The sequence below is a fragment of the Paraflavitalea soli genome (assembly GCF_003555545.1).
GTDB lineage: Bacteria > Bacteroidota > Bacteroidia > Chitinophagales > Chitinophagaceae > Paraflavitalea > Paraflavitalea soli.
Window position 1 is genome coordinate 6,422,769 of the sequence record NZ_CP032157.1, and the last position, 25,088, is coordinate 6,447,856.

General features: G+C 47.8%; 15 protein-coding genes. 12 read left to right on the plus strand and 3 right to left on the minus strand.

The window, feature by feature from the left end:
• Positions 1-9: 9 nt before the first annotated feature.
• Positions 10-3,786, minus strand: a complete 3,777-nt coding sequence (locus D3H65_RS24555) for a S8 family serine peptidase (protein ID WP_119052839.1) — start codon at positions 3,784-3,786, stop codon at positions 10-12.
• Between the two features lie 87 nt (positions 3,787-3,873).
• Between D3H65_RS24555 and D3H65_RS24560 the strand changes: the two genes are divergently transcribed.
• The gene (locus tag D3H65_RS24560; RefSeq protein WP_119052840.1) at positions 3,874-4,332 is read left to right on the plus strand and encodes a carboxypeptidase regulatory-like domain-containing protein; all 459 of its coding nucleotides are present in this window, start codon (positions 3,874-3,876) and stop codon (positions 4,330-4,332) included.
• Between the two features lie 75 nt (positions 4,333-4,407).
• Here the strand turns inward: D3H65_RS24560 and D3H65_RS24565 are convergent, their stop codons facing one another.
• On the minus strand, positions 4,408-4,854 hold the full coding sequence (locus tag D3H65_RS24565; RefSeq protein ID WP_119052841.1) for a hypothetical protein: 447 nt from the start codon (positions 4,852-4,854) through the stop codon (positions 4,408-4,410).
• Between the two features lie 168 nt (positions 4,855-5,022).
• Between D3H65_RS24565 and D3H65_RS24570 the strand changes: the two genes are divergently transcribed.
• Positions 5,023-6,732, plus strand: coding sequence for a hypothetical protein (locus tag D3H65_RS24570; RefSeq protein WP_119052842.1), 1,710 nt, complete (start codon positions 5,023-5,025; stop codon positions 6,730-6,732).
• 121 nt (positions 6,733-6,853) lie between these two features.
• Here the strand turns inward: D3H65_RS24570 and D3H65_RS24575 are convergent, their stop codons facing one another.
• On the minus strand, positions 6,854-7,435 hold the full coding sequence (locus D3H65_RS24575; protein ID WP_119052843.1) for an adenylate kinase: 582 nt from the start codon (positions 7,433-7,435) through the stop codon (positions 6,854-6,856).
• A gap of 201 nt (positions 7,436-7,636) precedes the next feature.
• On the opposite strand from D3H65_RS24575, the gene msrB reads away from it, so the two are divergent.
• The 10 genes from msrB to D3H65_RS24630 all read left to right on the plus strand — a co-directional run bounded on the left by msrB (position 7,637) and on the right by D3H65_RS24630 (position 25,043).
• Entirely contained in the window at positions 7,637-8,227 is a 591-nt protein-coding gene (gene msrB, locus D3H65_RS24580; protein WP_119052844.1) for a peptide-methionine (R)-S-oxide reductase MsrB, read from the plus strand.
• Between the two features lie 568 nt (positions 8,228-8,795).
• Positions 8,796-11,828: a SusC/RagA family TonB-linked outer membrane protein gene (locus D3H65_RS24585; RefSeq protein WP_162915798.1), complete on the plus strand. Its 3,033-nt coding sequence runs from the start codon at positions 8,796-8,798 to the stop codon at positions 11,826-11,828.
• A gap of 20 nt (positions 11,829-11,848) precedes the next feature.
• Entirely contained in the window at positions 11,849-13,231 is a 1,383-nt protein-coding gene (locus D3H65_RS33045) for a RagB/SusD family nutrient uptake outer membrane protein (RefSeq protein WP_162915799.1), read from the plus strand.
• Positions 13,232-13,253: 22 nt separating this feature from the next.
• The gene (locus tag D3H65_RS24600; protein WP_119052846.1) at positions 13,254-13,754 is read left to right on the plus strand and encodes a DUF5004 domain-containing protein; all 501 of its coding nucleotides are present in this window, start codon (positions 13,254-13,256) and stop codon (positions 13,752-13,754) included.
• A gap of 17 nt (positions 13,755-13,771) precedes the next feature.
• Complete coding sequence (locus D3H65_RS24605) at positions 13,772-14,569, plus strand: hypothetical protein (protein ID WP_119052847.1); 798 nt, start codon at positions 13,772-13,774, stop codon at positions 14,567-14,569.
• Between the two features lie 32 nt (positions 14,570-14,601).
• Positions 14,602-16,338: a SusE domain-containing protein gene (locus D3H65_RS24610; RefSeq protein WP_119052848.1), complete on the plus strand. Its 1,737-nt coding sequence runs from the start codon at positions 14,602-14,604 to the stop codon at positions 16,336-16,338.
• Between the two features lie 183 nt (positions 16,339-16,521).
• Positions 16,522-19,422 (plus strand): alpha-amylase family glycosyl hydrolase, encoded by a 2,901-nt coding sequence (locus D3H65_RS24615; protein WP_162915800.1) that lies wholly within the window; start codon positions 16,522-16,524, stop codon positions 19,420-19,422.
• 25 nt (positions 19,423-19,447) lie between these two features.
• A complete protein-coding gene (locus D3H65_RS24620; protein WP_119052849.1) occupies positions 19,448-20,167 on the plus strand; it encodes an NUDIX hydrolase in 720 nt (239 codons plus the stop codon).
• Between the two features lie 345 nt (positions 20,168-20,512).
• Entirely contained in the window at positions 20,513-23,518 is a 3,006-nt protein-coding gene (locus D3H65_RS24625) for a SusC/RagA family TonB-linked outer membrane protein (RefSeq protein WP_119052850.1), read from the plus strand.
• Between the two features lie 13 nt (positions 23,519-23,531).
• Positions 23,532-25,043, plus strand: a complete 1,512-nt coding sequence (locus tag D3H65_RS24630) for a RagB/SusD family nutrient uptake outer membrane protein (RefSeq protein ID WP_119052851.1) — start codon at positions 23,532-23,534, stop codon at positions 25,041-25,043.
• Positions 25,044-25,088: the final 45 nt, after the last annotated feature.

Below are 25,088 nucleotides of genomic sequence, written 5' to 3' on the forward strand. Positions count from 1 at the left end.
GCTGGCTGTTTATCGTACAATCAACTTCTTCAGATAGCTCTTGTGGTCATGCTCTACCTGCAGCAGGTATACCCCCGACGCCAGCTTACCTGCTTCTATAGTTTGAGCATACCGGCCAATGAATCCCGGCGTACGGTTGATGAATACTTTTTGCCCAACCGCGTTCATGATCGTTATATTCAGGTCAGCTTTCTTGCTCACTGTAAAGTCCAGCACAAAGCGGCCATCATTTGGATTAGGCATCACCTTCAGCCCAATCTCCGAGGGGTCAATATTAGGAATGCCCGTCACACCAAACGTGATCTCGTTCGAAGGACTATTACAGCCCATCGCTGTAGTTACAATAGTTTGGTAAATGCCACTCTCTGTAGCATTATACGTTTGACCTAATGCACCTGGTATCGCATTGCTGTTCAGGTACCATTGATTGCCCGAAGCCACACTGCTGCTCAAAGTACTGCCGTTTAGCGTAATGACAGGTGTCACAGAATTAGTGGCTACCACCGGCACCCTGTCACTGGCGCATCCGTTCAGCCGCACACGCATATCATAGAAGAAATAGTAGAACAATTGAAATTGATTCGGATTAGTGGTCGACGTAGCACTATTGCCCGTAATAGATACCACTCCCGGAATGCTGAAAGGATAAGGACTACCAGTAACTCCATTATTCCGGAATAGCGTAGCACCATCACTCATTTGCATCAGCAGAATATGATCACCCGGATCAGGTACAGCCAGGTTCACCGCAAACACAGCGCCTACATCATTCGGATTATCCACCTGGTTACCAGGTCCCGGAGTAGGATTCGTAGCGCCTACAGCCAGCGTGGTGGTTGAAATAGGACTATAAGTAAAAGAGCCATCCGGATTGACCGTGCCCAGGTCAGCAACAGTGATCGTTACTTTTCCGGGATTGCCCACATACAGCTTCACGCTTTCGATGGTTAGCGGTACCGAAGTGGTAAACTTCAGGTAGTTGCCGGAGGTGGCATTGCCATAACCACCCACACCCAACGTGTTTTTGTTTACCGGACCTACTTTACCACTCAGATCATTCCTCCCCACATAATAAGTCTTGTCGGCCCTTATCACCGTGCTGGTCGCAGAAGCACTGCCTACAGCAATAGGAGTGGTAGCAGTGGCGCTTTCATACCATACCATCAGATCCGAACCCGCATTGCTGGCGCTTAACAATACACTCGTATTGTTACAGATCTCTGCCTGTGCCACCGGTGCAGCCGGAGCCGTATTCACTACCATCGTAGTTGTTTGCTCATCATTGCCTGCATTCTGATCGCCCGCTGTTACCGCTTTTACTGAAATGGTATAGGTCTTACCCGCCACTGCGGCAAAAGGAGTTTGGAAAGTATATTCCACTTCCCCCGCAGCTGCAACCGTAGGTACATACGTACCTGATAAATTAGTGATCAGGTTGGCCCCTTCTTTCACAGTACCTGATAATACAATATTGGATTTGGCAGTAGTGCCAACATTCTTGAACCGGATACTCACATACTGGCTGGCATTGGCGCAACCCGTACTGAACGGAGATACAATAGTTGTAATGCCAATATCATTCGATGGATTGGTAAACAGGATACGGTAATCCTGTGTTTCCCCTTTGCCATAGGGCGTACAGGGTGCTACATCACCGGCATTGGAGGTTTCCTGCACAATTACCCGCAGCACACCATAATTACCCGGTGCAAATCCGGCGGGTATCGTCACATTGGTCTGGAATACATTGTCCCCGTTAATAACCGGGCTGGTGGCAAGCAGCTCCCCGGCATCATCAAAATCGCCGTCGTTATTAAAGTCAAGCCAGGCCTTCACAATTTTGTCGACCGGGCCGCCCGCACAGGCATTCACCCGCACATACAGCGGCACCGTACTATTGGGTTCAACAGCCCCTGAAATATTGGTAAAGTTGCTATACCCGGCACAGCCCGCTGCATTGAGTTTTTGAATACCGCCAAATGATACACTGTCGATGCGTGCACCATTGCCTATCGTGGGAGCAGATGTTTTACAATAGGCTGCACCGCCTGCTCCGCTCACAATCAGTGAATAAGCCTGCGATCCCCGTGCTAATGTCCCCTTATTAGAAATCGTGATCGTGTACGTAGCCCCCGGCTCTACATCCCCCACCTCGATCTTTTCTACATTGTCGCGGATATTATCGCCCGTAGTAGCTGCCGCAGCGGGTACACCAGGGTCCAGTATCCACGGCATATATGTAGTAGCCCCCTTCGTGATCCTGATATCGAGGTCATGGATCAGTTTGATAGCATTATTATTGACTACCTGCGCACCGGGAGTACCCCGGGGATCAGTCCAGCAAAGCGTAGCAGTCAGGATACCTTTGCCCGAAGCCACTACATCAAAGCTTACAGGCGCACCACTATTTAAAGTGTTCTCCCGGATCAGGAAGCTATTGCCGCTGTTGGCGCCTGTGATCACATTCGCTGCTTTCGCTGCATTGACTACCCCCCATCCATATTTATAATCAGGCCCTGCTGTAGGGCCCGCTTCATCAGCCGTATGTATCACCAGTGCTTTCAGCGTAGCAGATCGCATAAAGGCGCCACTGTGCAGCTGCGCATAATATTCCTGTAACAAGGTCAGCGAACCCGCTGTGGCTGGTGTAGCCATAGAAGTGCCGCTGTAAATGGCATAGGCATTATCAGTGGTACCAATGGAGGAAAACAGGTTTACCCCATCAGCAACCACATCCGGTTTTATACGCCCGTCATCCGTGGGGCCCCAGCTGCTGAAACTGGAGATTACCGCATCTTCCGGACGGCTATAGCCCGAAGGGATGGCTTGAATAGCACCAACAGTCAATATATTTTTAGCAGTACCCGAAGTAGGGATAATATCATAGCCGTCATTGTTGCTGATCCCCGCAGGCCTGGTGCCCGCATCGATCAGCACACCAGAACTGCTGTAGCGCCAGTAAGGTTGTCCTACTGCAGGGCCCGTCTGGTTACGGTTATTGCCCGAAGATTTTACGATCAGGTGATAAGGTGCATTGTAAGCAATAGAATCCCATACCTCCGCCTCCGTTGAGTAATAGCCGAATTTGTAATCTTCATTCGTATTCCATTGTCCCCTGAATTCCCACCGGTTCGAACCCGTATTCTGATACCAGCCACAGATCGTTCCATAGGAGTGGTTCGACAGCAGCATGCCATTGTTGCTCTCCAGCAACATCTCAGAAAGGTTGTTATCGAAATCATATACCACCAGGTCCTGGTAGCCATAAGCCATGCCCTTGGCCCGGGGATTGACACCCGAAGCGATCAGCGTGCCAGCTACGTGCGTAGTATGATCGCTGATCGAAACGTTTTGCTTATTCACGATGCGCCCGTTCAGCTCCACATGCGTGGGCCGGGCACGGCCACCATCCCAAACCCCCAGCTTCCCTTTTACAGAAGCCGAAGAGCCCGAAAGCGTAAGCCCCAAACCTCCACCCGACCAGAGTTTATTCGTACTCGTCGTGGCGGCTGCATCAATATTGTTGTCCGTGCTCGTATAAATAGGGTAACCTCCGGCGTCGATATCCGTCAGCACCACCAGCTCACCATTTTTATTTTTGAAAGACAAGGGCCAGTTCTTTTCTTTGGCTACCTTTCGCAGGTGTTCAGCAAGCACCTTTTCCTTGGCGGCTTGTTCCGTAGCCGCACGTTGTAAAATAGCTGTCCGCGTAACCGTTTGAGCATACGTGCTTGTCCAAAAACCAGTAAGTAGAACAAAAAGGGGTACAATTTTCTGCTTAGGCATAAAGTTTTTTGCAGTTATTTTAAAAACGATACTTTAGAAATCCCGGATACTAATCCGTCATTAAATTTACTCATAAACCTCCCGAAAATGATAAAAAAGCTTGTAAATCCACTGTTATTATTACCGTTAGTAATATTCCTCTCCTCATATACGTGCATTTTTGGCAGAAAGGAGGGATTAAAAGGAAATATTTATAGGGTACAGGGCAACCAGATGCCAGCCCCCGGGGAGCCATCTACCCGCCCCCAACCCTTCCAGACCACCCTTTATATTTATGAACTTACCAATGCCTCCCAGGTAAAAAACGCTGCACAGGCTTCTTTTTATACAGCCATCAATACAAAATTCATAAAAGAAGTACGATCAGATAAAAAGGGCGCTTTCAAAATCAAACTGCCTCCCGGCCAGTATTCCCTGTTCGTTAAAAAAGACAATCTTTTTTATGCCAATGTGTATGATGACAAAAACAACATTGCCCCCGTTGCAGTCATAAAAGGCCAATATACCATCGTGGAAGTAAAAGCCGACTATGGCGCTATATACTAATCTGGGCTACCCACTTACCCGTAAAAAAAAAGCCTCCCGTTTCCGGAAGGCTTCAAATCCATCACACTTTATATTTTACCATTTCCCTCTGTGGTCACGGTCATCATCCCGTTGGCTATAATCATGGTACCTGTCATTGCCACGGCCCCATTTGTCATCACGCCCATAAGGATCAAAACCTGACTTTCTTACTACTACATAATCATTGCGGTTCACATTCAGGTTTACCAATTGGTCGGGCGCCACAAACACATTATCACTGTAAAGCACCTTTGTTCTCATGCCACCGAAGATGCCCCTGCGTTCCATGCGGTAGATCTCAACCCGGTGATTACCCGGTCTAATGCTGTTTAGTACAAGATCATTGCGATCCATATTATAACGCTGGCCATCAATTTTTACAATGAGGTTACCAAAAGTATTGCTCGTCACTGAAATCTTTCCTTTCTTCGGACGATCAGCGGCAAAGGTTGCAACACTAAGGCTTAACAGGATCGCGGCGAGTGTAAAGATCTTTTTCATAACTTGTTTCCTCCGTTTTGTTTTATACTATAATAGAGTGCAAACAAGCCATTCCGTTTACAAAAGCAATGTTAAAGCCCGGAACCCCCTTTCTTACCAATTTACCGATCGCCCATAGCCCCATTCTGCTTTTTTCTTGTTATCTTTTAACAGACAAAACCAGCTGCTATGAGATACCTGCTCTTGATCACCTTCCTTTTTCTCGTATACAACGTTAGCGCACAACAGCCCATTTCAATTACCTGGGCTGCTAAACATAGTGCTAAGCCGTTGGATGGCCGCCTGCTACTCCTGCTGTCCAACAACAACCGCACCGAGCCCCGTTTTCAGATAGCCGATGGGCCACAAACCCAGTTGGCATTTGGCATCGATGTAGAGAACTGGAAAGCCGGCGAATCAAAAATAATCACCCCTGCTGCCTTTGGCTATCCCATCCAAAGCTTGGCCCAGGTACCTCACGGAGAATATTATGTGCAGGCATTGCTCCACCGGTATGAGACCTTTCACCGCAATGATGGCCACACCGTAAAATTGCCGATGGACAGGGGAGAAGGACAACAATGGAACCAGGCCCCCGGTAACCTGTACTCCAAACCCGTCAAAATACGCATTGACGCCAGGCTGAAGAACATCATCCGCATTGAATTGACAGAGGCCATTCCACCAGTCAAAGAACCAGAAGACACCAAATACATTAAGCACATCAAAATACAAAGTAAGCTCCTCACTGCATTTTGGGGCCGGCCCATGTACCTCGGCGCCCATATATTATTGCCTGAAGGCTGGGATACCCATCCCGATGTGAAATATCCCCTGGCTATCTTCCATGGTCATTTTCCGGATGATTTTGATGGCTTCCGTACTATCCCGCCCGACTCTACGCTCAAGCCCGATTATATAGAACGGTTCAAACTGTCTGGTTACAATAAGATCGTACAACAGGAAGCCTATAATTTCTATAAACAATGGACAGGTCCCCATTTTCCACGTGTCATTGCCATCGAGATCCAACATGCCAATCCTTATTACGATGATTCCTATGCCGTCAACAGCGCCAATCTCGGCCCTTATGGCGATGCCATCACTTATGAACTCATTCCCGAAATTGAAAAACGTTTCCGTGGCATAGGAGAGGGCTGGGCCCGTTTCATGTATGGTGGCAGTACCGGCGGCTGGGAAGTATTGGCAGCCCAGGTATTCTATCCCGATCAGTACAATGGGTGCTATGCTGCCTGCCCCGATCCCATCGACTTCAGGGCCTATACAGTAGTAGATCTGTACAAAGACAAGAACGCCTATTTTCTGCAAAGCGACTTTAAGAAAACACCCCGCCCGGGCAGCAGGAATTACCTGGGCCATGTGAGCGCTACCCTGCAGGAGATCAATTACCGTGAACTCGTACTCGGCACCAAAAGCCGCAGTGGTCAGCAATTTGATATATGGGAAGCCGTGTATTCCCCCGTCGCCACCGATGGATATCCCAAACCCATTTGGGATAAACGCACCGGAGCCATCGACAGTACCGTGGCAGCTTACTGGAAAGAGCATTATGATCTCTCTTATATTATGAAAAGAGACTGGGCAAAAATTGGCAGTAAATTAAAGGGTAAGGTCCATATCTATTGTGGCGACATGGACAATTACTACCTCAACAATGCCGTATACCTAACCGAAGAAATGCTGAAGGCCCTCGACAATCCCACCTATGATGGGGAAGTAGATTACGGCGACCGGGCCGAACATTGCTGGAATGGCGATCATACACAGCCCAATTATATTTCCCGACTGCGTTATCACCAGATGTTCATTCCCAAATGGGCCGAAGAAATGAAAAAGCGCGCTCCTGCCAATGCAGATATAAACAGCTGGAGATATTGACCAAAGAGGAGCACCACTTGCTACTCTCCACTAGCCACTTACTATTAAAAAGACCTGACAGGTTTTGCTTGCGTCGCAAACGAACCTGTCAGGTCTATAATGAAATACTTTATTGACTTTTTTACGCCAACTGACGTGCTTCGATCTGTCTGCTCAAGGAATGGAAGATCTCCTCAATAGTTCCTACCCCTTTTACATACACCACCTTGCCAAAACCGGCATAATAACCCGCTACAGGAGCCGTTTTATTTTCATATTCTACCAGCCTGGCGCGGATAACATCCTCATTCGTATCATCACTGCGGCCCGAGCTCTTGCCACGGTTCAGCAGGCGTGCTACCAGCTCTTCGCGGTCCACTTCCAGTGCCAGCACAATAGCTATTTCCGAGCCTTTTCCGATCAGCAGGCTGTCCAGTGCTTCTGCCTGGGCCACCGTCCGGGGGAAACCATCAAATAAAAATCCCTTCGCCTGAGGATTGGCATCCAGGGCCGAGCCGATCATGCCGATCACTACTGCATCCGGCACCAGCTGCCCCTTATCCATAAAGCTCTTCGCCTCCAGACCCAGTTTGGTCTGATTGGCAATCTCTTTACGCAACAGGTCGCCTGTAGAAAGATGGATCAAACCATACTTTTCAATAAGATTCTCAGACTGCGTGCCCTTTCCGCTTCCGGGAGGGCCAAATAAAATCAGGTTAAACATGATACTTACTTCACTTGATGAATGGACAAATATAAAGGAACACCCTTAAAAATCCTTTAACATTCCCCGGTTTCTGATTAAAAATGGTGAGAAAACCTGCAGTTCCTTTGTAGAAAAGAAAATGTTAAGTTGCATTCTTTGTCACCTGCCCGACAACCTTAACAAACCCTTGCCTCGTAAGTTTGTTATAAATCAATGCACATGAAACGAATTTCCCAATACCTGGCCTTCCTTATGCTGGCAACCCTTTTCCAGCATTGCAGCTATTCCCAGTCCACCGACAACCAGAAAAAAATAGTTATGAATAATTCTAAAAAAGATACCACCAATCCCGTTTATTCCCGTACCGACACATCCAAAGTGAACATTTCCAACGAAGAGTGGAAGAAAGTCCTGCCCGATGATATTTATTACATTGCCAGGATGAAAGGCACCGAGCGCCCCGGTACCAGCGCTTTTGAGCACTCCAAAGAAGTGGGTACCTATTATTGCGCCGCCTGCGGTAATGCCCTTTTTAAAAGCGATACCAAGTTTGAAAGCGGCTGCGGATGGCCCAGCTTCTATGCTCCCATCAGCAAAACCAGCATCATCTACCTGCCCGATAATTCCCATGGAATGAACCGCACAGAAGTAGAATGCGGCCGTTGTAAAGCCCACCTCGGACACGTTTTTGAAGATGGCCCGCCTCCCACAGGCTTGCGCTATTGCATCAATGGTGTAGTACTCGACTTTGAAAAAGCCAAAGAGGCCGAAACCAAATACAACGATGATAAAAAGAAGAAAGGCGAATAAATAAAATGCCGAAAAGCATTGATGAGGGCAGTTCCGGAAGGACTGCCCTTTTTCGTATGGGCTCAACGCCGTGGCCTGCCCAGCTTGTATCTAACTATAATTCTAATACAAGTTAAAGAGGGACTAAACACGGACTAAAGACGGACCAAACTCGGATAAAAGACACAAAAAATACCTGTTTAAGTAGTCTTTAATTATTTTAGGGTGGCAGTATAGAGACCTTATTGTATACGCAAAATACTTATCTGGATGTGTTCGAAGCCAGTAACCACGCTAAATAAATGAGCAGCCTTCAGATCTGACAGCCGCATGGAAAAGTTCACCCGATCCATTATATTTGATTTTTATTTAAAGTCTTCCGCCAGCAAGCTTTGAGCATAAAGCCCAACCGACCAGCCATTTTGATCTCCCCAGGCAGCCCTGAATGCACGCTACACAGATTAAAATTCGTAGGAAAATAAAAACTTATTTGGAATTGTGTATAGATTACACATTATATTTGTGTAGCAGATACACATTATTAATACACCTAAACGAAAGCTTGTTTATGACGCCGAAACGATCGCTTGTGGGAGTCTTGACTCTCCTCTTGTGTCTACCTGTATTCTCCTGGGCACAGAGCAAAACCGTTACCGGTAAAATTACCGATGCCAGCAACGGCACTCCGGTACCCGGAGCTTCGGTCACCGCCAAAGGTTCCAAAGTGGGAACCTCTTCCAAAGCAGATGGCAGTTTTTCCTTAACCGTTCCTGCCGCAACAGCTACCTTAACTATTTCCGGCGTAGGCTTCGAATCGCAGGATGTACCTGTGGCCGCCGATGTCATCATTGTCTCCCTCAAGGCTGCCGCTTCCAACCTCAATGAGGTGGTGGTGATCGGTTATGGCACCCAGCGTCGCCGCGATGTTACCGGCGCCATTACCAAGGTAAGCGCCGAAAAGATCACTTCCATTGCTGCGCCCAGCTTTGAAGCAGCCCTCCAGGGCAAGGCGCCTGGGGTGCAGGTAATACAGGGTAGTGGTTTGGCTGGCTCTGGCTCGGTGATCCGTATCCGCGGTATTGCCTCCATTGGAGCCGGCGCCGATCCTCTTTATGTAGTGGATGGTATTCCCATCATATCCGATCCTTTCCTGCGCGCGAATAATGGTGGCATGAACCAAAACCCTCTGGCAGCCATCAACCCCAATGATATTGAATCCATCGAGATACTGAAGGATGCCGCAGCTGCCGGTATTTATGGAAGCCGTGGTTCCAATGGTGTGATCCTGATTACCACCAAACGCGGTAAAAGTGGTCAACCCTCCTTCAACTACAACAATAAAATTGGAATCTCTACCTATGCCAACAGACCCGATTTCGTGAGTGGCTCCGAATGGCTGCAACTGCGCCAGGAGGCCTGGGAAAATGATGGCAATACTGGCAAAGCCCCCCTGCCTGGTGGCCTTACCTGGGAGCAGGCTTCCAAAAACAATACCGACTGGTGGGATCAACTTACCCGCAACGGGTTTATCAATGAGCATAGCCTGAGTATGACCCAGGGCAATAAGCTCGTGAAAAGTTTTGTGGGTGCTACTTACAGTGAGAACCAAAGCTACCTGAAGAACAACAGCTATACCCGCCTGGGCTTGCGTACCAACTTTGACTTTACCATTACTCCCAAATTCAAAGCCACCCTGAGCGCTGCCTACAACCGTGGTATCAACAAACGTGTTCCTGCCGCCTGGGCAGGTGGTCTGGGCGATGCCATGAGTACCGCATTACCGATCTATCCCGTCTATAATGATGATAAGACCTGGTTCACCGGTGGCGCCAATCCTGTTCGCCGCCTCAATGAGACCATCTGGAGAAATACCGACAACCTTATAATAGGAGGACTGGTACTTGATTATGAAGTGATCAAAAACCTCAACGTACGTGTCAATGGCTCTTACAATTATCAGAACGGCATAGACGATCAATGGGAGTCTGGCAACTGGATCAACGATACACAAAAACCTGGTCTGGCAAAACGTTCTCCCTACAGGGGTAAGAACTGGGTAGCTTCCGGAACGGCTACCTACAACTGGACCTACAAGGATGACCACCGTTTTACCTTCCTGGCAGGTATTGAGTTCCAGGAAAAGAGTTTTAACAACAGGGTATATGTAGAAAAGAATTCAGACAAGCCTTTCTATAAAAACAGGTCCTTATATAAACACGCCCTTGACTCTATCAAGCAAACTGCCACACCACTCAATGGCCCGGCGTATAACGCAGAAACCTTTGCCAGTGCCTTTGGCCGGATCAACTATGTTTACAAAGAGCGATACGCTTTACAGGCCTCTATACGCCGCGATGGTTCTTCCAAATTCGGCCCCAACAAAAAATATGGTGTATTCCCCACCATCTCTGCCGGCTGGACCATCAGCCAGGAAGATTTCATGAAAGACCTTACATTCATCAACTTCCTGAAATTGCGGGCAAGCTATGGCCTCACTGGTAATTCAAACATACCTTCCGGACAGTATTACGATACTTATTATGCGGGTAATCCATACAACACACAGCCTACCTTATATCCAGGCAATGTAGGTAACCCCGATCTGCATTGGGAAGAAACGGTCAATATAGATCTCGCAGTAGAGTTTGCTGCTTTCAACAACCGTATCACCGGTGAGGTGGCTTATTACAATAAGAAAACCACCGACCTCCTGCTCAATACCGCCATCTCGCCTTCTACCAGTTTCGGTACAGCTTTTCGTAATGTGGATGGCAGCGAAATATTGAATCAGGGTGTTGAAGTAAGCCTGAATGCAAAAGTGGTCAATAAAAAAGACCTTACATTTAGTATTGGTGGAAACATTGCTAAGAACTACAACGAGCTCATTAGCCTGGGTGGATTGAGCGCCGATGCAGCAGGCGGCGGTAGCAACGATACCCGTGTAGTAACCGGTTATCCTATTGGTACCAATTACCTCGTACGCTATTATGGCGTTGATCCCAACGATGGCCTGCCCATCTGGTACGACAAAGCCGGTAAGCTCACCAAAACCTTCAGCCTCGACAATCGCATGCCCGTAGGTTCTGTAGTACCTGATTTCATTGGCGGTATCAACCACAACCTTAGCTATAAAGGTTTTGAATTTACCAGCTTGTGGACCTTCACTATTGGTGGTAATATTTATGATGGCTCTGCCAAAAGACAGGATGGTATTGTTACCGATTGGGTTATCCGTCGTGACCTGCTCGACAGGTGGCAGAAACCAGGCGACCAGGCTAAGTTCCCCCGCCTCACCATGAATACAGGCACCTATGCCGGGCTGAGCAGCGAATGGCAATACAACAGCACCATGTTCCTGTATGATGCTTCTTACCTGCGCTTGCGTGAACTGTCACTTGGCTATCGCTTTGATCCCAAAATGCTCACCAGGCTCCATGTAAAAGGCGCCCGCGTATTTGTAACAGGTATGAACCTGCTCACCTTTACCAAATACCCCGGTGGTGATCCTGAGATTGCCCGTGATTTTGAAAGCGTTACCGACCGTAACCTTAGCCCGAATATTACCTACCTCACCCCGCCTCAGCAGAAGTCATGGGTAATAGGGTTAAACGTTACATTCTAAACAATCAAATCCACGCAACAATGAAAAAAGCTATTTATATAATATTGCTGGGATGTATAACGGTGTACGTTTCATCCTGCAACAAATTTCTCGAACGAAAACCAGCAGGGGCCTTTACGGAGGATGAAGCGCTTAAGAACGATACTGACCTGCAGGCCCTCATCAATGGCGCTTATACCGATTACTGCAACAAAGTATACAACGGAAAGCTCCAGTGGATAGAAGACCTGCTGGGCGATCAGGCAGTAGGTACATTATACACCGGCGATGATGGAGAGATCTTTAAACGCAAGACTTCCATCTTTGGTGATTACAAGAACGGCATGTATACCGACATGTATCGACCGGCCTATGTTGGCAATAAGGTACTGGAAAATATTGGTAAAGCAGGAACGCGCAAAAATGACATTGAAGGACAGGCCTACTTCCTGCGCGCACTCACCCATTTTGATGCAGTACGCCTCTGGGCCCAGCCCTGGGGATATAGTGCCGACAATTCCCATCCAGGCATCGTCCTCCGTACAGTGGCCGATGTTACACCCGGTACACGCAGCTCCGTAAAAGAAGTGTATGAATCTATTATAGCCGACCTGAAAAAGGCCGAGAATTTACTGGGCGATGAGGTGGTGCTTGGCTTTGCCAATAAATGGTCTGCCAAAGCATTCCTTGCCAGGGTATATTTCATGCAAAACGATTTCGCCAATGCTTTTGCTTATGCCGACCAGGTGATCAGGAGCAACAAATTCCTGCTGGATGCTTCCTATGCCAACCGCTTTTCTATAGGTCTGTCCAAAGAGATCATCTTTGGGTTCAAGTTTGTTGACAATAACCTTTATCCCGGTGGCGAACTGAGAAACCGTTACCGCAGCGACGTGGGTTTTAATGCCCAGAGCAGGTTTAATGTCACCAGCTTGTTTTATGCAGCAGCAACTACAGCCGGCGATGTACGCGGCACAGCCTGGTACAGCACCACCCTGGCGCCCGGATACAATGTGCTCACCAAGTATAACAAGAATAATTTTGATGTGCCCCTTATGGGCTATACAGAGATTAAGCTCATCCGTGCTGAAGCAGCTGCCGAAACCGGCGGGGCCAACCTGGCTACTGCCATTACCGATATCAATGACATCCTCACCCGTGCTTACGGTGGCACTTCCAAAAACCTGCCTGTGAATGCCCTTGCAGCAACAGTGATCAATGCCGCCCGTCGCGAAAGAGAGCTGGAACTGGTAGGCGAAGGCAATCGCATCCAGGAGATCAAACGAATTGGTGCCCGCACAGGTGTCAATATCGATCGCCGTGGCGGTCGTTGGAACTGTCCCGGACTGGCCTTGCAATTTCCTATTAGCGAACAAGCTGCCAACGCTTCTTTCCTGATGAACCAGGAAGGCGGATGTGATTAATAAACCCATTTAACTAAGAAGTATGAAGACCATACCATTTCTAACAATACTCTTGATAGCCGGTTTATTATTCACCGGCTGCCGGCCCGATGGCTATGAACCCATCGGAAATGCCAATGACAATATCACTGCCATATCGGGCGCTTGGAAACTAACCAAGGTTACACAAACAGATGCTGAGTCACAACGCAAGGGTTTTCCTTATGCCGTGGAAGACATTACTACACTCTTCAATTATGCTTCCCTGCAGCTCACTTTCAACCTCGCCAGTGGCGCTCCGTCCACCTTTACCATCAACAATGGTTCAGCGCCTCCTATTACCGGTATTACTTCAGGCACCTGGTCGGTGGATGACATAAAAACACCGAAAACCATTTCATTGAAAAATGGAGCCATTACAGAAGCGATGACATTGGGCAGTTATCCCAACTCCGTGAATGGTAAATTAAAAGTAAAGGTTACACGGACCGATGTAGCTACCAATAAGCTGCTCATTGTATATGATTATGAATTTTCCCGTTAACCCCCAAAGAAGCTATTATGAAAAAACTATTGATACTTTCACTGATAATACTGGGCAGTCAGCTGGCCATGTCACAGTGTGTATTCGAGAACTACACCATCAGCCCGACCACTTTTACGGCAGAAGATGAAATTACCATCAGCTTCGATTTTACTGGTACTGCCGTGGCTGGCGAAACAGACCTGTATTTGTGGACCTGGTCCAACAAAGAGGCCACAGGGTTTACCGGTAAAGACGGCATTGTGAATACCGAATGGGCCAATTCCCCTGCCTCCGCAAAATTAACCCCCGTGGCCGGTGCTCCCAACAAATTCACCTACAAGTTTACCGCTACTACCATGTACAATCAGACGCCCGGGCAATTGAAGCATTTTCAATTCCTGGCCAAAACAAAAAATGGGAGCAAGCAATCATGCGATAGCAAGAAGAATGCTTTTGATCCACTCGTATTTGTACCCAGCATGCTACGCATTTTCCCGGCAAAGGTTGGCCAAAATGATGTAGTGTCCCTCTATTTCCACCAGGACCTCGCCACCTCCATTGATGAACAACGCATGGAGCCTGTATCAGTAACCGTAGAAGTATTTGACAATACAGGCGCTTCTGCCGGTCAACCCCTCACATTACCTGTCAAGAGCGCTGGCACCAAACTGTGGAAAGCTTTCTTTGTGCCCACCCGTTCTTACACCCCTGGTGCAGGAAAGAAGTTCACAAGGTTTACCTATAAGTTCAATGGCACAGTACGCGATGCCAGCAACCAGCCCGTAACCGTTAGTACGGCAGTTGTTGAAGTGACTTTAGCCGAAATGAAATAACATCCCTCTAAACAATAATAATATTGTTGCTTATGAAAAAGTTCCTGATGCTTGCTGTTCTGTCCGTCGTACTGTTCGCCGGCTGCCAGAAAGCAGATTTTGATAGCACAGTCACAGGCGAAGCCCTGGGTGCATTCACCCTCAATACACCTGCTACCAATGCAGCCCTTGTTTTAAATGCAGCTACCCCCACAGCCAAAGTGGAGATCAGCTGGACAGCTTCAAAACCAGGTGTAGATGTTACCCCCGTATACAAATGGATCGCTGCCCTCAAAGCTACCGGTAACCTCGATGCTCCTTTACTGGAAATTCCTTCCGACAACAATGGGGCTGATGCCAAATTAACCCTCACCCAAAAACAACTGGATGATGTCCTGAAAGCTAAAGGCATTGCCGATGGCGCCAAAGCCGACCTCATATGGAGTGTAAAGGCCGACAACGGTTCTACCCAACTGGTTGCCGGAGATATCAGGAACATCAGCATCACCCGCATGAAAGATGGTGTTACAAACTTTATCCTGCTGAGCCCGGCTTCTGCTACTGCACCTATAACCGTCAATCCTGTCTCTACCGCAGACAGTGTTAGATTCAAATGGACAAAAGGCTTACCGGCAACCGGCGGTCCGGCCATTACTTACCAGGTGGCATTCAGCAAGGACGGTAATTTTACCTCTCCCTTGTTTGCCATCCCCGCTTCCAACACCGGCAAGGATACTGCCCTAAGTATCGCTGCTAAGCAATTCAATGATTCACTCGTAAAATATGGCTTCACTGATCTCTCCCAAACGGTAAGCCTTAAATGGACTGTTATAGCTACCTCCGGTACCTGGAAGCAACAGGCCGATTACATCAACGACATTGCTTTCCTGCGCGAAGTGAACTTTTACCTTGTAGGGACTCCGAATGGATGGAGTATCGACAATCCCCTCAAACTGATTGTGGACCAGAAAGCCGATCGTTACGGTACCGTATTCTACACCTACATCAAACTGGCAGCCAACGATGAATTCAAATTCTTTAAGACGCCAGGTGACTGGGGTTCCGGCTATGGAGACAATGGCGCTGGTACTACCCCCGGCAGCTACAAAACAGGTCTCAATGTAGGTGGCAACCTCAAGGTTACCACTGCTGGCATTTACCGCCTTACCATCGACACGAAGAACGAACTCGCCTATGTACAGCAAAAGCAGGTGGGCGTGGTAGGCGGTATGCAGGGGTGGACACCGGCAACTCCTTTGTATGGTGCTTACCTGCAGCGCGATAAATTTCTCATCATTGTTCCATCTTCCGGTACCGATGAATTCAAATTCCATGATGCGTCACTCGGCGCCGCCTGGAACTTTGGCATTGGTGACGACCGTTGGTGGGGTGGCGCTGATGGCAAACTGGTGCAGGATGGTGGCGATCCTAACATTAAAGCTCCTTATTCGCCTTATACAAGATTGATCTGGGATGCTACCAATGTGCAGCAGATGAAATACAATGTCTACCAGGGTAAACTGCGCATCATTGGCGGCGCCCCTGTTATAGGCGACTGGAACCCTGCCAATGCACTCGACATGGATTACCAGGGTAATGGAGTCTGGAAGAAAACCATCACGCTCACAGCGTCTACCGAATTCAAATTTGTAAGCGCAGAAGGATGGGACCTTAACTATGGAGCAGACGGAGCCGGTAAGATCAAAGAAGGCGGAGACAACATCACCCGTGCTGCCGGCACGTATACCGTTACCGTTGACGAATACAACAGAACCTATACCGTTTTGTAACTGGGCCATAAATGATGGCCTGCCAGGACTTTAATGGCCAGGTCACCATACAGTAGAACGGCAGGTCACCCTGTCGCGGGGTTTGGCTCCGCAGGAGCCGCCGCTTTGTAGAAACAACATTGCGTTGAAAAGAGCGGACCCCCGTAGGGGACGCCCCATAGCGTAAAGCAAAAACGATTGCTGATGAAGTCATTTGTCCTTGCTATAATAAGCGTAGTCCTGTGTGTAACCACCGGCACCGCACAATTACTCACTACGTCGCCGGCTTTCCCTGCCGACAATGCTGCACTCACCATCACAGTGGATTGCACCAAAGGCAACCAGGGCCTGTTGAATTATGCCAATACCAATGACGTGTATATACATATTGGTGTGATCACCAACCTCAGCGCCAACAATACCGATTGGAGATATTCAAAGTTTACCTGGGGAGTGACCACCGAACCTGCTGCCAAAGCCACCTGGATATCCGCCAATAAGTACCAGTACACCATCAGTAATATCCGTAGCTTCTTCAATGTACCAATGGGCGAAACCATCCGGAAGGTGGCCCTTCTTTTCAGAAATGGATCAGGTTCCCTGGTGCAGCGCATATCCGATCCTTCAGTAGATATGGGCAATATGTACATCACCGTGTATGACAATGTCCTTACAGGCAGGTTTACCGCTCCGCCCATGGAAGATAGGTTCATACCCGTTCCCGAACCCATCACCAAAACCACCGGCGAGTCCATCGAAATAACTTATGCCTCTAGTAATACAGCCAATCTCAAATTGTTCTTCAATGGAACAGAGATCAATAGTGTAGCAGGCAATACCCTTATCCAGGCAACACCCACCATCACAGTGGCCGGTAACCAGCAAATAGTCGGTAGGGTTACCGATGGTATCACCACCCATTCAGATACCATTAGTTTCTTTGCAGCGCCAGCCGTCAATATCCAGCCTTTACCTGCTGGTGTAAGGGATGGTATTAACTACGAACAGGGCGATACTTCGGCCATTTTGGTATTGTATGCGCCCAACAAAAACAAAGTATCTATCATTGGCGATTTTAATAACTGGATAGAATCCGTCAATTACCAATGCAATAAAACGCCCGACGGCCTCCGGTTCTGGAAACGCATCACCGGCCTTACCCCAGGTACCGAATATGCTTACCAGTTCGTCATTGATAATACCCTCAGGATAGCAGATGCCTACACATCAAAAGTATTGGATCCCAACAATGACCAGTTCATTGCCGCAGCCACCTATCCCAACCTCAAGCCTTATCCAACGGGCAAAACCACCGGTATTGTGAGTGTATTGCAAACCGCAAAACCCGCCTATACCTGGCAGGTCAATAATTTCAGCCGCCCCGACAAGCGCAACCTGCTTATCTATGAATTGCTCCTGCGCGACTTTGTAGGCAACCACGATTGGAAGACATTAAAAGACACCCTGAGCTACCTGAAGCGTCTTGGCATCAATGCCATTGAGCTCATGCCTTTCAATGAATTTGAAGGCAATATCAGCTGGGGTTATAACCCTTCCTTCTACTTTGCACCCGATAAATATTATGGCCCGGAAACCAGCCTCAAAGCATTGATTGATGAATGCCATAAACAAGGTATCGCCGTCATCATGGATATGGTACTCAATCATTCCTTTGGCCAGTCGCCCATGGTGCAGTTGTATTTCGATGCTGCCAAAGGCCGGCCCACCCCCGAAAGCCCCTGGTTCAATACCGCAGCCAAACATCCTTTCAATGTTGGGTACGATTTCAACCATGAAAGCCCCGCCACCCAATACTTTGTGAGCCGCGTAGTAGAGTTTTGGCTAAAAGAATACAAGCTCGATGGGTTTCGTTTTGACCTCTCCAAAGGATTTACCCAGAAAGCCTCCTGCGATGCAGATGGTAATAATTGCAACCAGGCCAACTGGGATGCCTATGATGCCAGCCGCATTGCCATCTGGAAAAAATATTACGATACCATTCAATCCAAATCCAATGGCAGCTACGTCATCCTGGAACACCTGGGTGTGAACGATGAAGAGAAGGAGCTGGCAGCCTATGGCATGATGCTGTGGGGCAATATGAACTATGCTTTTAATGAAGCCACCATGGGTTACACCGGCACCTCCGACTTTAAAGGTGCCATCCATGTGGAAAGAGCATGGAGCCAGCCCAACCTCGTAGCCTATATGGAAAGCCATGATGAAGAGAGGCTCATGTACAAGAACACCCAGTTTGGCAACGCCTCCGGCGCCTATAATGTGAAAGACCTCATCACTGGTCTACGGAGAAATGAAATGGCAGCCGCTTTCTACTTTACCATACCAGGCCCTAAGATGATCTGGCAGTTTGGCGAGCTGGGTTACGATTATTCCATCAACTATTGCGAGAACGGTACCATTAATAACACCTGCCGTACTGACCCCAAACCCCTTAAATGGGACTACCCTCAAAATGCCGATAGGAAGAAGCTATTCGACATATACAGCGTAATGCTTGCCCTCCGCAACCACCCGGCCTATAAGAACGGGTTTACAACCGACCGCATCACATGGAATCTTTCCGGGGCGTTCAAATGGTTGAAACTGACTACTGATACGTCTAATATACTGGTAGTTGGAAATTTTGATGTTACAGCTGTTACCGGCTCCGTGCAGTTTCAAAATGCAGGCACCTGGTACGATTACCTGACCGGCCAAACCATTGCTGCCACTGGCAATTCACAAACCATTTCCTTGCAACCCGGCGAGTATCATGTATATTTGAACCGAAACATAACAAATATTCTTACCCCCGTCACCGATCTCGACAACCAGGGTAAGGATACACGGTTAAGCGTCTATCCCAACCCGGTCACATCGAACTCTACCATTGAATATGAACTACCGCTCAATACGGAAGTAACTTTTTCCTTGCTAAATGTAAATGGTCAACGGATCTCCGAACTACAGGCAGGTTTTAAGACCAAAGGAGTCCATCAATTACCTTTGTACAAATTGAAAGGTGCCAGGCCAGCGGCAGGATTGTATTTTGTGCGAATGAGGTTTGGCAACAACAGCCTGATCAGAAAACTAATTATTAATTAAGCTTTACCAGCATAACATCAACAATATGGGAACCGCTTTGCAGAAAACCATTCAACAGTTAAGGTCAGAGAACAGGGAGTATTTCCAGATAGCCCTTTCTGTAGACTGCGTGATCTTTGGATTTGATGAAAATGAATTGAAAGTACTCCTCATCAAATCTGATCTGGAAGAGTTTAATGACCAATGGTCTCTTCTCGGCGACCTCGTAAGTCCGGATGAAAACCTCGACAGCGCTTCTTACCGCGTATTGAAAGAGCGTACCGGCCTCGATGACGTCTACCTCGAACAGGTCTATACGTTTGGTGATGTGAATCGTCACCCGGCTGGCCGGGTAATTACTACCGCCTGGTATTCCCTCATCAATGTCAAGGATCACCAACTCGATCTGGCTCACAATGAATTGCATTGGCACCCCGTAACTGAGATCACTACATTGGCTTTTGACCACAAAAAAATATTGGATACCTGCCTGAAGCAATTGCAATCAAAGATCGACGAGCACCCCATTGTATTTAACCTGTTGCCGGAAAAGTTCTCCCTGCGTGAACTCCAGAGCCTGTATGAATCCATCCTGGGCACCAAGCTCGATCGCCGCAACTTCCGCAAGAAGTTCTTCCTCATGGATTGGCTCATCGATGTAAATGAACTGGAGCAGGATGTGCCCCACAGACCCGGTAAATTGTACCGGTTCAATGCTGCCAGGTTTTCCAATGGTAAGGTGAAGCTCGAAGAAGCTGTCCATTAATTAATACCTGCTGTTATTAATACTTTACGCATCCCTTTTTGCATGCCTGGTGCTTGTAAAAGGGATGTTTTTCTGTGGTTTTACACTACCGAAGCCCATCGTTTCCTTTCCTTCCTGCTACCCCTTTATGCTTCCTTTTTCTAATATTTCCTGCCAAAAATCAGGGCTAATAGCTTGATAACTATATTCTTGTCATGATTGTGACGTATGATAATTTTTATCCTAACCGCATCATTTTCATCCGGAAATAATTGTTAAATAATTTGTAAATACGATATAAATAGGTTAAATTGTGTATAAGCTACACGTTCATTCCGCCATTTTATAACTACCTAACTGATTGCTATGACATCAAATCGATTGTTTACAGCATCTGCTTTGCTATTGCTGACTCTGTGTTTCAGCGCTGCCACCCTCGCTCAGGATAAAATTATCACCGGAAAAATTTCAGACTCAAAAGATGGGACACCTGTAGTAGGTGCTTCAGTAGTGCCTAAAGGATCTGCCAAAGGTACTTCTACCGGCACAGACGGCTCCTTCCGCGTCAATGTGGCCGAAGCCGTCACTACCCTGGTAGTTTCTTCCGTAGGGTACATCACCCTGGAAGTAGACATCACCGGGAAAACTGTTGCCAACATCTCACTCGAAGCCAGTAACTCCGCCCTCAATGAGATCGTGGTGGTGGGTTATGGCACTGCCCGCAAAAAAGACCTCACCGGTGCCGTGGCATCCGTTAAAGCCAAAGACTTTAACCAGGGTATTCAAACTTCCCCCGACCAGCTCATTCAGGGAAAAGTAGCTGGCGTACAGATCATGAACAACAGTGGGCAGCCAGGTGGTGGCACTACTGTTAAGATCAGGGGCAACTCCAGCATCCGGGCTGGCAGCAATCCGCTTTATGTAGTGGATGGTATTCCGCTCGACGGCCGTTCCGCCCGCCCGGGTGGTTCTGGCGCAGGTATTGGAACTTCTCCTGCCGCCAATCCCCTCAATTTTATGAACCCCAATGACATCGCCTCCATCGAAGTATTGAAAGATGCTTCCGCTACTGCTATATATGGATCAAGAGGTGCGTATGGGGTCATTATCATTAACACGAAAAGAGGACAAACAGGCGCCCCTAAAATGGATGTAAATTTTTATGTGGGTATGAGTAAGCTGATCAAGCAGCTCAAAGTATTGGATGCAGGCGAGTACAAGAAAGCATTGGCCGATTATGGATTGACCACCGGCGATTACGGCGGCAGCGTAGATGCTATGGACGCTATCTTAAGAACCGCCTGGACTCAGAACTATGACGTAGGTTTCAGCGGTGGTACTGAAAATGGCCGCTACCGCATCTCAGCAGGCTACCTCGATCAGGAAGGCATCATCCGAAAATCTAATTTTAAGAAATACAGCACCAATATCAGTGGCTTCTTTAAGTTCCTGGAAAGTAAAAGACTCGGTGTTGACTATAATATCATTGCCTCTCAAACGGTAGAACAGATTGCGCCCGTTTCCAACGATGCCGGCTTTACCGGTAGCATCATCGGCCAGGCATTGCAATGGAACCCTACCCGGCCCCTCATCAGAAAAAAAGCCAATGGTCAGGATTCCCTCGATATAGATAAGAACTCTTCTACCGTCAACCCCCTCGCTATGTCTGAGGCTTATGACGATCATTCAAAAGTCACCAGCATATTAGGTAGCATCTCTCCCTATTTTAAGATCACCAAAGACCTGGAATACCGCATGCTGTTCAGCATTAATTATAGTACCGGTATCAGGAATGCGCAGATCGCCAAATATATCAACCTGCAGGATATTGGCCCCAGTACCGATTACCCCGACGGAAGGGGCGTGGCTTACACCGGTACCAATGAACTTACCACCAAGCAGTTTACACATACCCTCAACTATAATAAAAAGATATCACCATCATTCAACATCAATGCCTTACTCGGGTTTGAGTACATGAAGTTTGATACCAAGGGTAGCGGCATGAACGCCCGCGATTTTGGAAGTTATAATATACCTTTTACCAATTATTTCCAGTTTAGCTCTCAATCTACCCGCGGCACCTTTTCCTTTGCTGATCCCACCACAGAACTCCAGTCCTACTTTGGTCGCGCGATCGTCAACTATAAAGACAGGTATTTACTGACAGCTACTTTCCGGGCCGATGGTTCTACCAAATTTGGTAAGAACAACCGCTATGGATACTTCCCTTCCTTCGCGGTAGCCTGGAACGTACAGAACGAATCATTCTTCGATGTCGATTTCATAAATACACTGAAAGTAAGAGCTGGTTGGGGTAAAACCGGTAGCCAGGATGCTCCTCCCGGTTCAGCCCAGGAGCGTTATGGCTTCAATGGTCCCAACTCTACTTTTAAAGTAAATGCCGAAAACAAAGACCTCAAATGGCAGGCCGATGAGCAGATTGATATCGGGCTCGACTTTACAATATGGGAAAACAGGATCAGCGGTACCATCGATTATTTTCATAAGAAAACAACCGGACTGCTCTATCCTACCATCACAGCCCAGCCTGCACCTCCGGGAGCTCCGCCTACCTGGAAGAACCTGGATGCGGAGATCGTAAATAAAGGCGTGGAAGTAACCGTACAGGCCAATATCATCAAAACAAGAGAGTTCAGCTGGGACCTGGGTGTCAATGCCTCCTTCCTGAAAAATGATGTGAGTGGATTACCCGCTCCCATCGCTACCGGAGGCTTGCACGGACAAGGTATTTCCGGCGCTACCGTAGAGCAGATCACCAACAACCAGCCCATCAATGTATTTTATACCAAAAGGTTCTTGGGCATTGATAAAGGAACCGGATTGGCCAATTATTCTGATGACGGATATGTACTGTATTACCTGGGCAATCCCAATCCTTCAACAGTATTAGGGATCAGCACATCCGTAAACTATAAGAAATTCTTTGCAGTGGTCAACATGAATGGAGCCATGGGACAAAAGATCTATAACAATACCGCCAACACCGTATTGCCCATTGGTAACCTTATCGGTGGCCGCAACATCGCCAGGGCATTGATAGGTACCGAAGTCAAGGAAAACCTCGCCAATCCCATTTCCCCTTCTTCCCGCTATATTGAAAATGGTAGTTACCTCAAGCTGGCCAATGCCACCATTTCTTACAATGTGGGCAATATTGGAAAGGCATTGAAGAACCTCAATGTGTATATAGCCGGACAGAACCTGTTTGTAATTACCAAATTCACAGGGTTTGATCCCGAAGTAAATACCGATAAGCAAGTAAATGGTATTCCTTCTGTGGGAATTGAGTATACGCCTTATCCTTCAGCCAGGTCATTCCAGATCGGGTTAAACTTTTCTCTTCAATAGCAAAAAACTTTTTATGAAATATACACGATTGCTTTTTTTCATAATACCCGTCTTCCTGTTGGTCGCTTGTACCAAGCTCGAAGAGAAGTTAAACGGAGAGGTATCACCCGATCAGGTAGCTGGCGGCGGATCTTCTACGGCCAGTTTGCTAAAAGGGGTGTATGATGCCATGCGCAGCCCTTACCAGGACCAAAGCCGTTTCTGGGCAGCCCAGGAACATACCAGCGATGAATGTATAGGGCCCACAAGAGGTGGCGATTGGGATGATAATGGCGTATGGCGCATTCTTCACGTGCACAAATGGGATGGCGATCACCTGTTCTTACGCCAAACCTTTGAAGACCTGGGAGGCGTAATTTATGCCGGCACCGATATGCTGCGTTTTAACCCCACTGCGCAGCAAGCTGCAGAAGCAAGATTCCTGAGAGCCTTTGCCATGTTCTCCATGCTCGATGGCTGGGACCAGGTTCCTTATCGTGAGCCAGGTGGTGATATCCTCCAGGCGCCTAAAGTAAGAAAGGGAACAGAAGCATTGGACTATATTATTGCAGAGGTAAATGCCATCATGAACGACCTGCCGGCAACCCCTGTCAACAAAGCCAATAAGGATGCCGCCAGGGTATTATTAATGAAATGCTACATCAACAAAGGTGTTATCGCCAACCGCGCTACCCCAGCCTTTGCCGCCGCCGATATGGACCAGGTCATTACTCTGGCCGACCAGATCATTAACAGCAACAAGTATAAGCTGGCCACCCAATACTTCGACAATTTTGCGCCCAATAACGATGTTATCTCTACCGAGAATATCTTTACCGCAGAAAATATTGGCGGCTCTTCCAGTGGTAACGTTCGTTCCCGCTGGTTCTGTACTTTACACTACAACAACAATCCCGGAGGCTGGAATGGTTTTACTACCCTGTCCGACTTTTACAACAAGTTCGAAGCCGCTGACGTTCGCAGAAGCCAAAGCTACCCCGGCGTGACCAACGTATCCGGCATCAAGCCCGGCTTCCTCGTAGGACAGCAATTTGATCAGAATGGTGTAGCGCTGAAAGACAGGGGCGGTCGCCCCCTCGCATTCACGCCCGAAGTAAAAGCCATCGAGATCGGTACCAACCTCGAAGTGACCGGTATAAGAGTTATTAAATACCCGATAGACTATAATAATGGTGATAATTCCAACAACGACTATGTATACTATCGTTATGCCGATGTGATTCTCATGAAAGCTGAAGCCCTGTTAAGGAAGAACAATGCTGCCGCCGCTTTGCCACTGGTGAACGAAGTGCGCACCAAAAGAGGTATCGCAGCATTGGCATCTGTAAACCTCGATCAGCTGCTGGATGAAAGAGGCCGCGAATTCTACTGGGAGGGCATGAGAAGGAATGACCTGATCCGCTTTGGTAAGTTCCTGCAACCCTGGCAGGAAAAACCAACCGACGATCCTAAGAACCTGTTATTCCCCATTCCTAACCAGCAAATTGCAGCTAACCCAAATCTTGTACAAAATACCGGGTATTAATCAATAAGTTGGCTAATTTACAGGAGGTCATTTTTATAGAATGAC

Coding starts and splice junctions, on each gene's coding strand:
- D3H65_RS24610 (WP_119052848.1), top strand. CDS start 14,602: ATGAAAAAGTTCCTGATGCTTGCTGTTCTGTCCGTCGTACTGTTCGCC.
- D3H65_RS24575 (WP_119052843.1), bottom strand. CDS start 7,435: ATGTTTAACCTGATTTTATTTGGCCCTCCCGGAAGCGGAAAGGGCACG.
- D3H65_RS24630 (WP_119052851.1), top strand. CDS start 23,532: ATGAAATATACACGATTGCTTTTTTTCATAATACCCGTCTTCCTGTTG.
- D3H65_RS24620 (WP_119052849.1), top strand. CDS start 19,448: ATGGGAACCGCTTTGCAGAAAACCATTCAACAGTTAAGGTCAGAGAAC.
- msrB (WP_119052844.1), top strand. CDS start 7,637: ATGAAACGAATTTCCCAATACCTGGCCTTCCTTATGCTGGCAACCCTT.
- D3H65_RS24570 (WP_119052842.1), top strand. CDS start 5,023: ATGAGATACCTGCTCTTGATCACCTTCCTTTTTCTCGTATACAACGTT.
- D3H65_RS24615 (WP_162915800.1), top strand. CDS start 16,522: ATGAAGTCATTTGTCCTTGCTATAATAAGCGTAGTCCTGTGTGTAACC.
- D3H65_RS33045 (WP_162915799.1), top strand. CDS start 11,849: ATGAAAAAAGCTATTTATATAATATTGCTGGGATGTATAACGGTGTAC.
- D3H65_RS24605 (WP_119052847.1), top strand. CDS start 13,772: ATGAAAAAACTATTGATACTTTCACTGATAATACTGGGCAGTCAGCTG.
- D3H65_RS24560 (WP_119052840.1), top strand. CDS start 3,874: ATGATAAAAAAGCTTGTAAATCCACTGTTATTATTACCGTTAGTAATA.
- D3H65_RS24600 (WP_119052846.1), top strand. CDS start 13,254: ATGAAGACCATACCATTTCTAACAATACTCTTGATAGCCGGTTTATTA.
- D3H65_RS24625 (WP_119052850.1), top strand. CDS start 20,513: ATGACATCAAATCGATTGTTTACAGCATCTGCTTTGCTATTGCTGACT.
- D3H65_RS24565 (WP_119052841.1), bottom strand. CDS start 4,854: ATGAAAAAGATCTTTACACTCGCCGCGATCCTGTTAAGCCTTAGTGTT.
- D3H65_RS24555 (WP_119052839.1), bottom strand. CDS start 3,786: ATGCCTAAGCAGAAAATTGTACCCCTTTTTGTTCTACTTACTGGTTTT.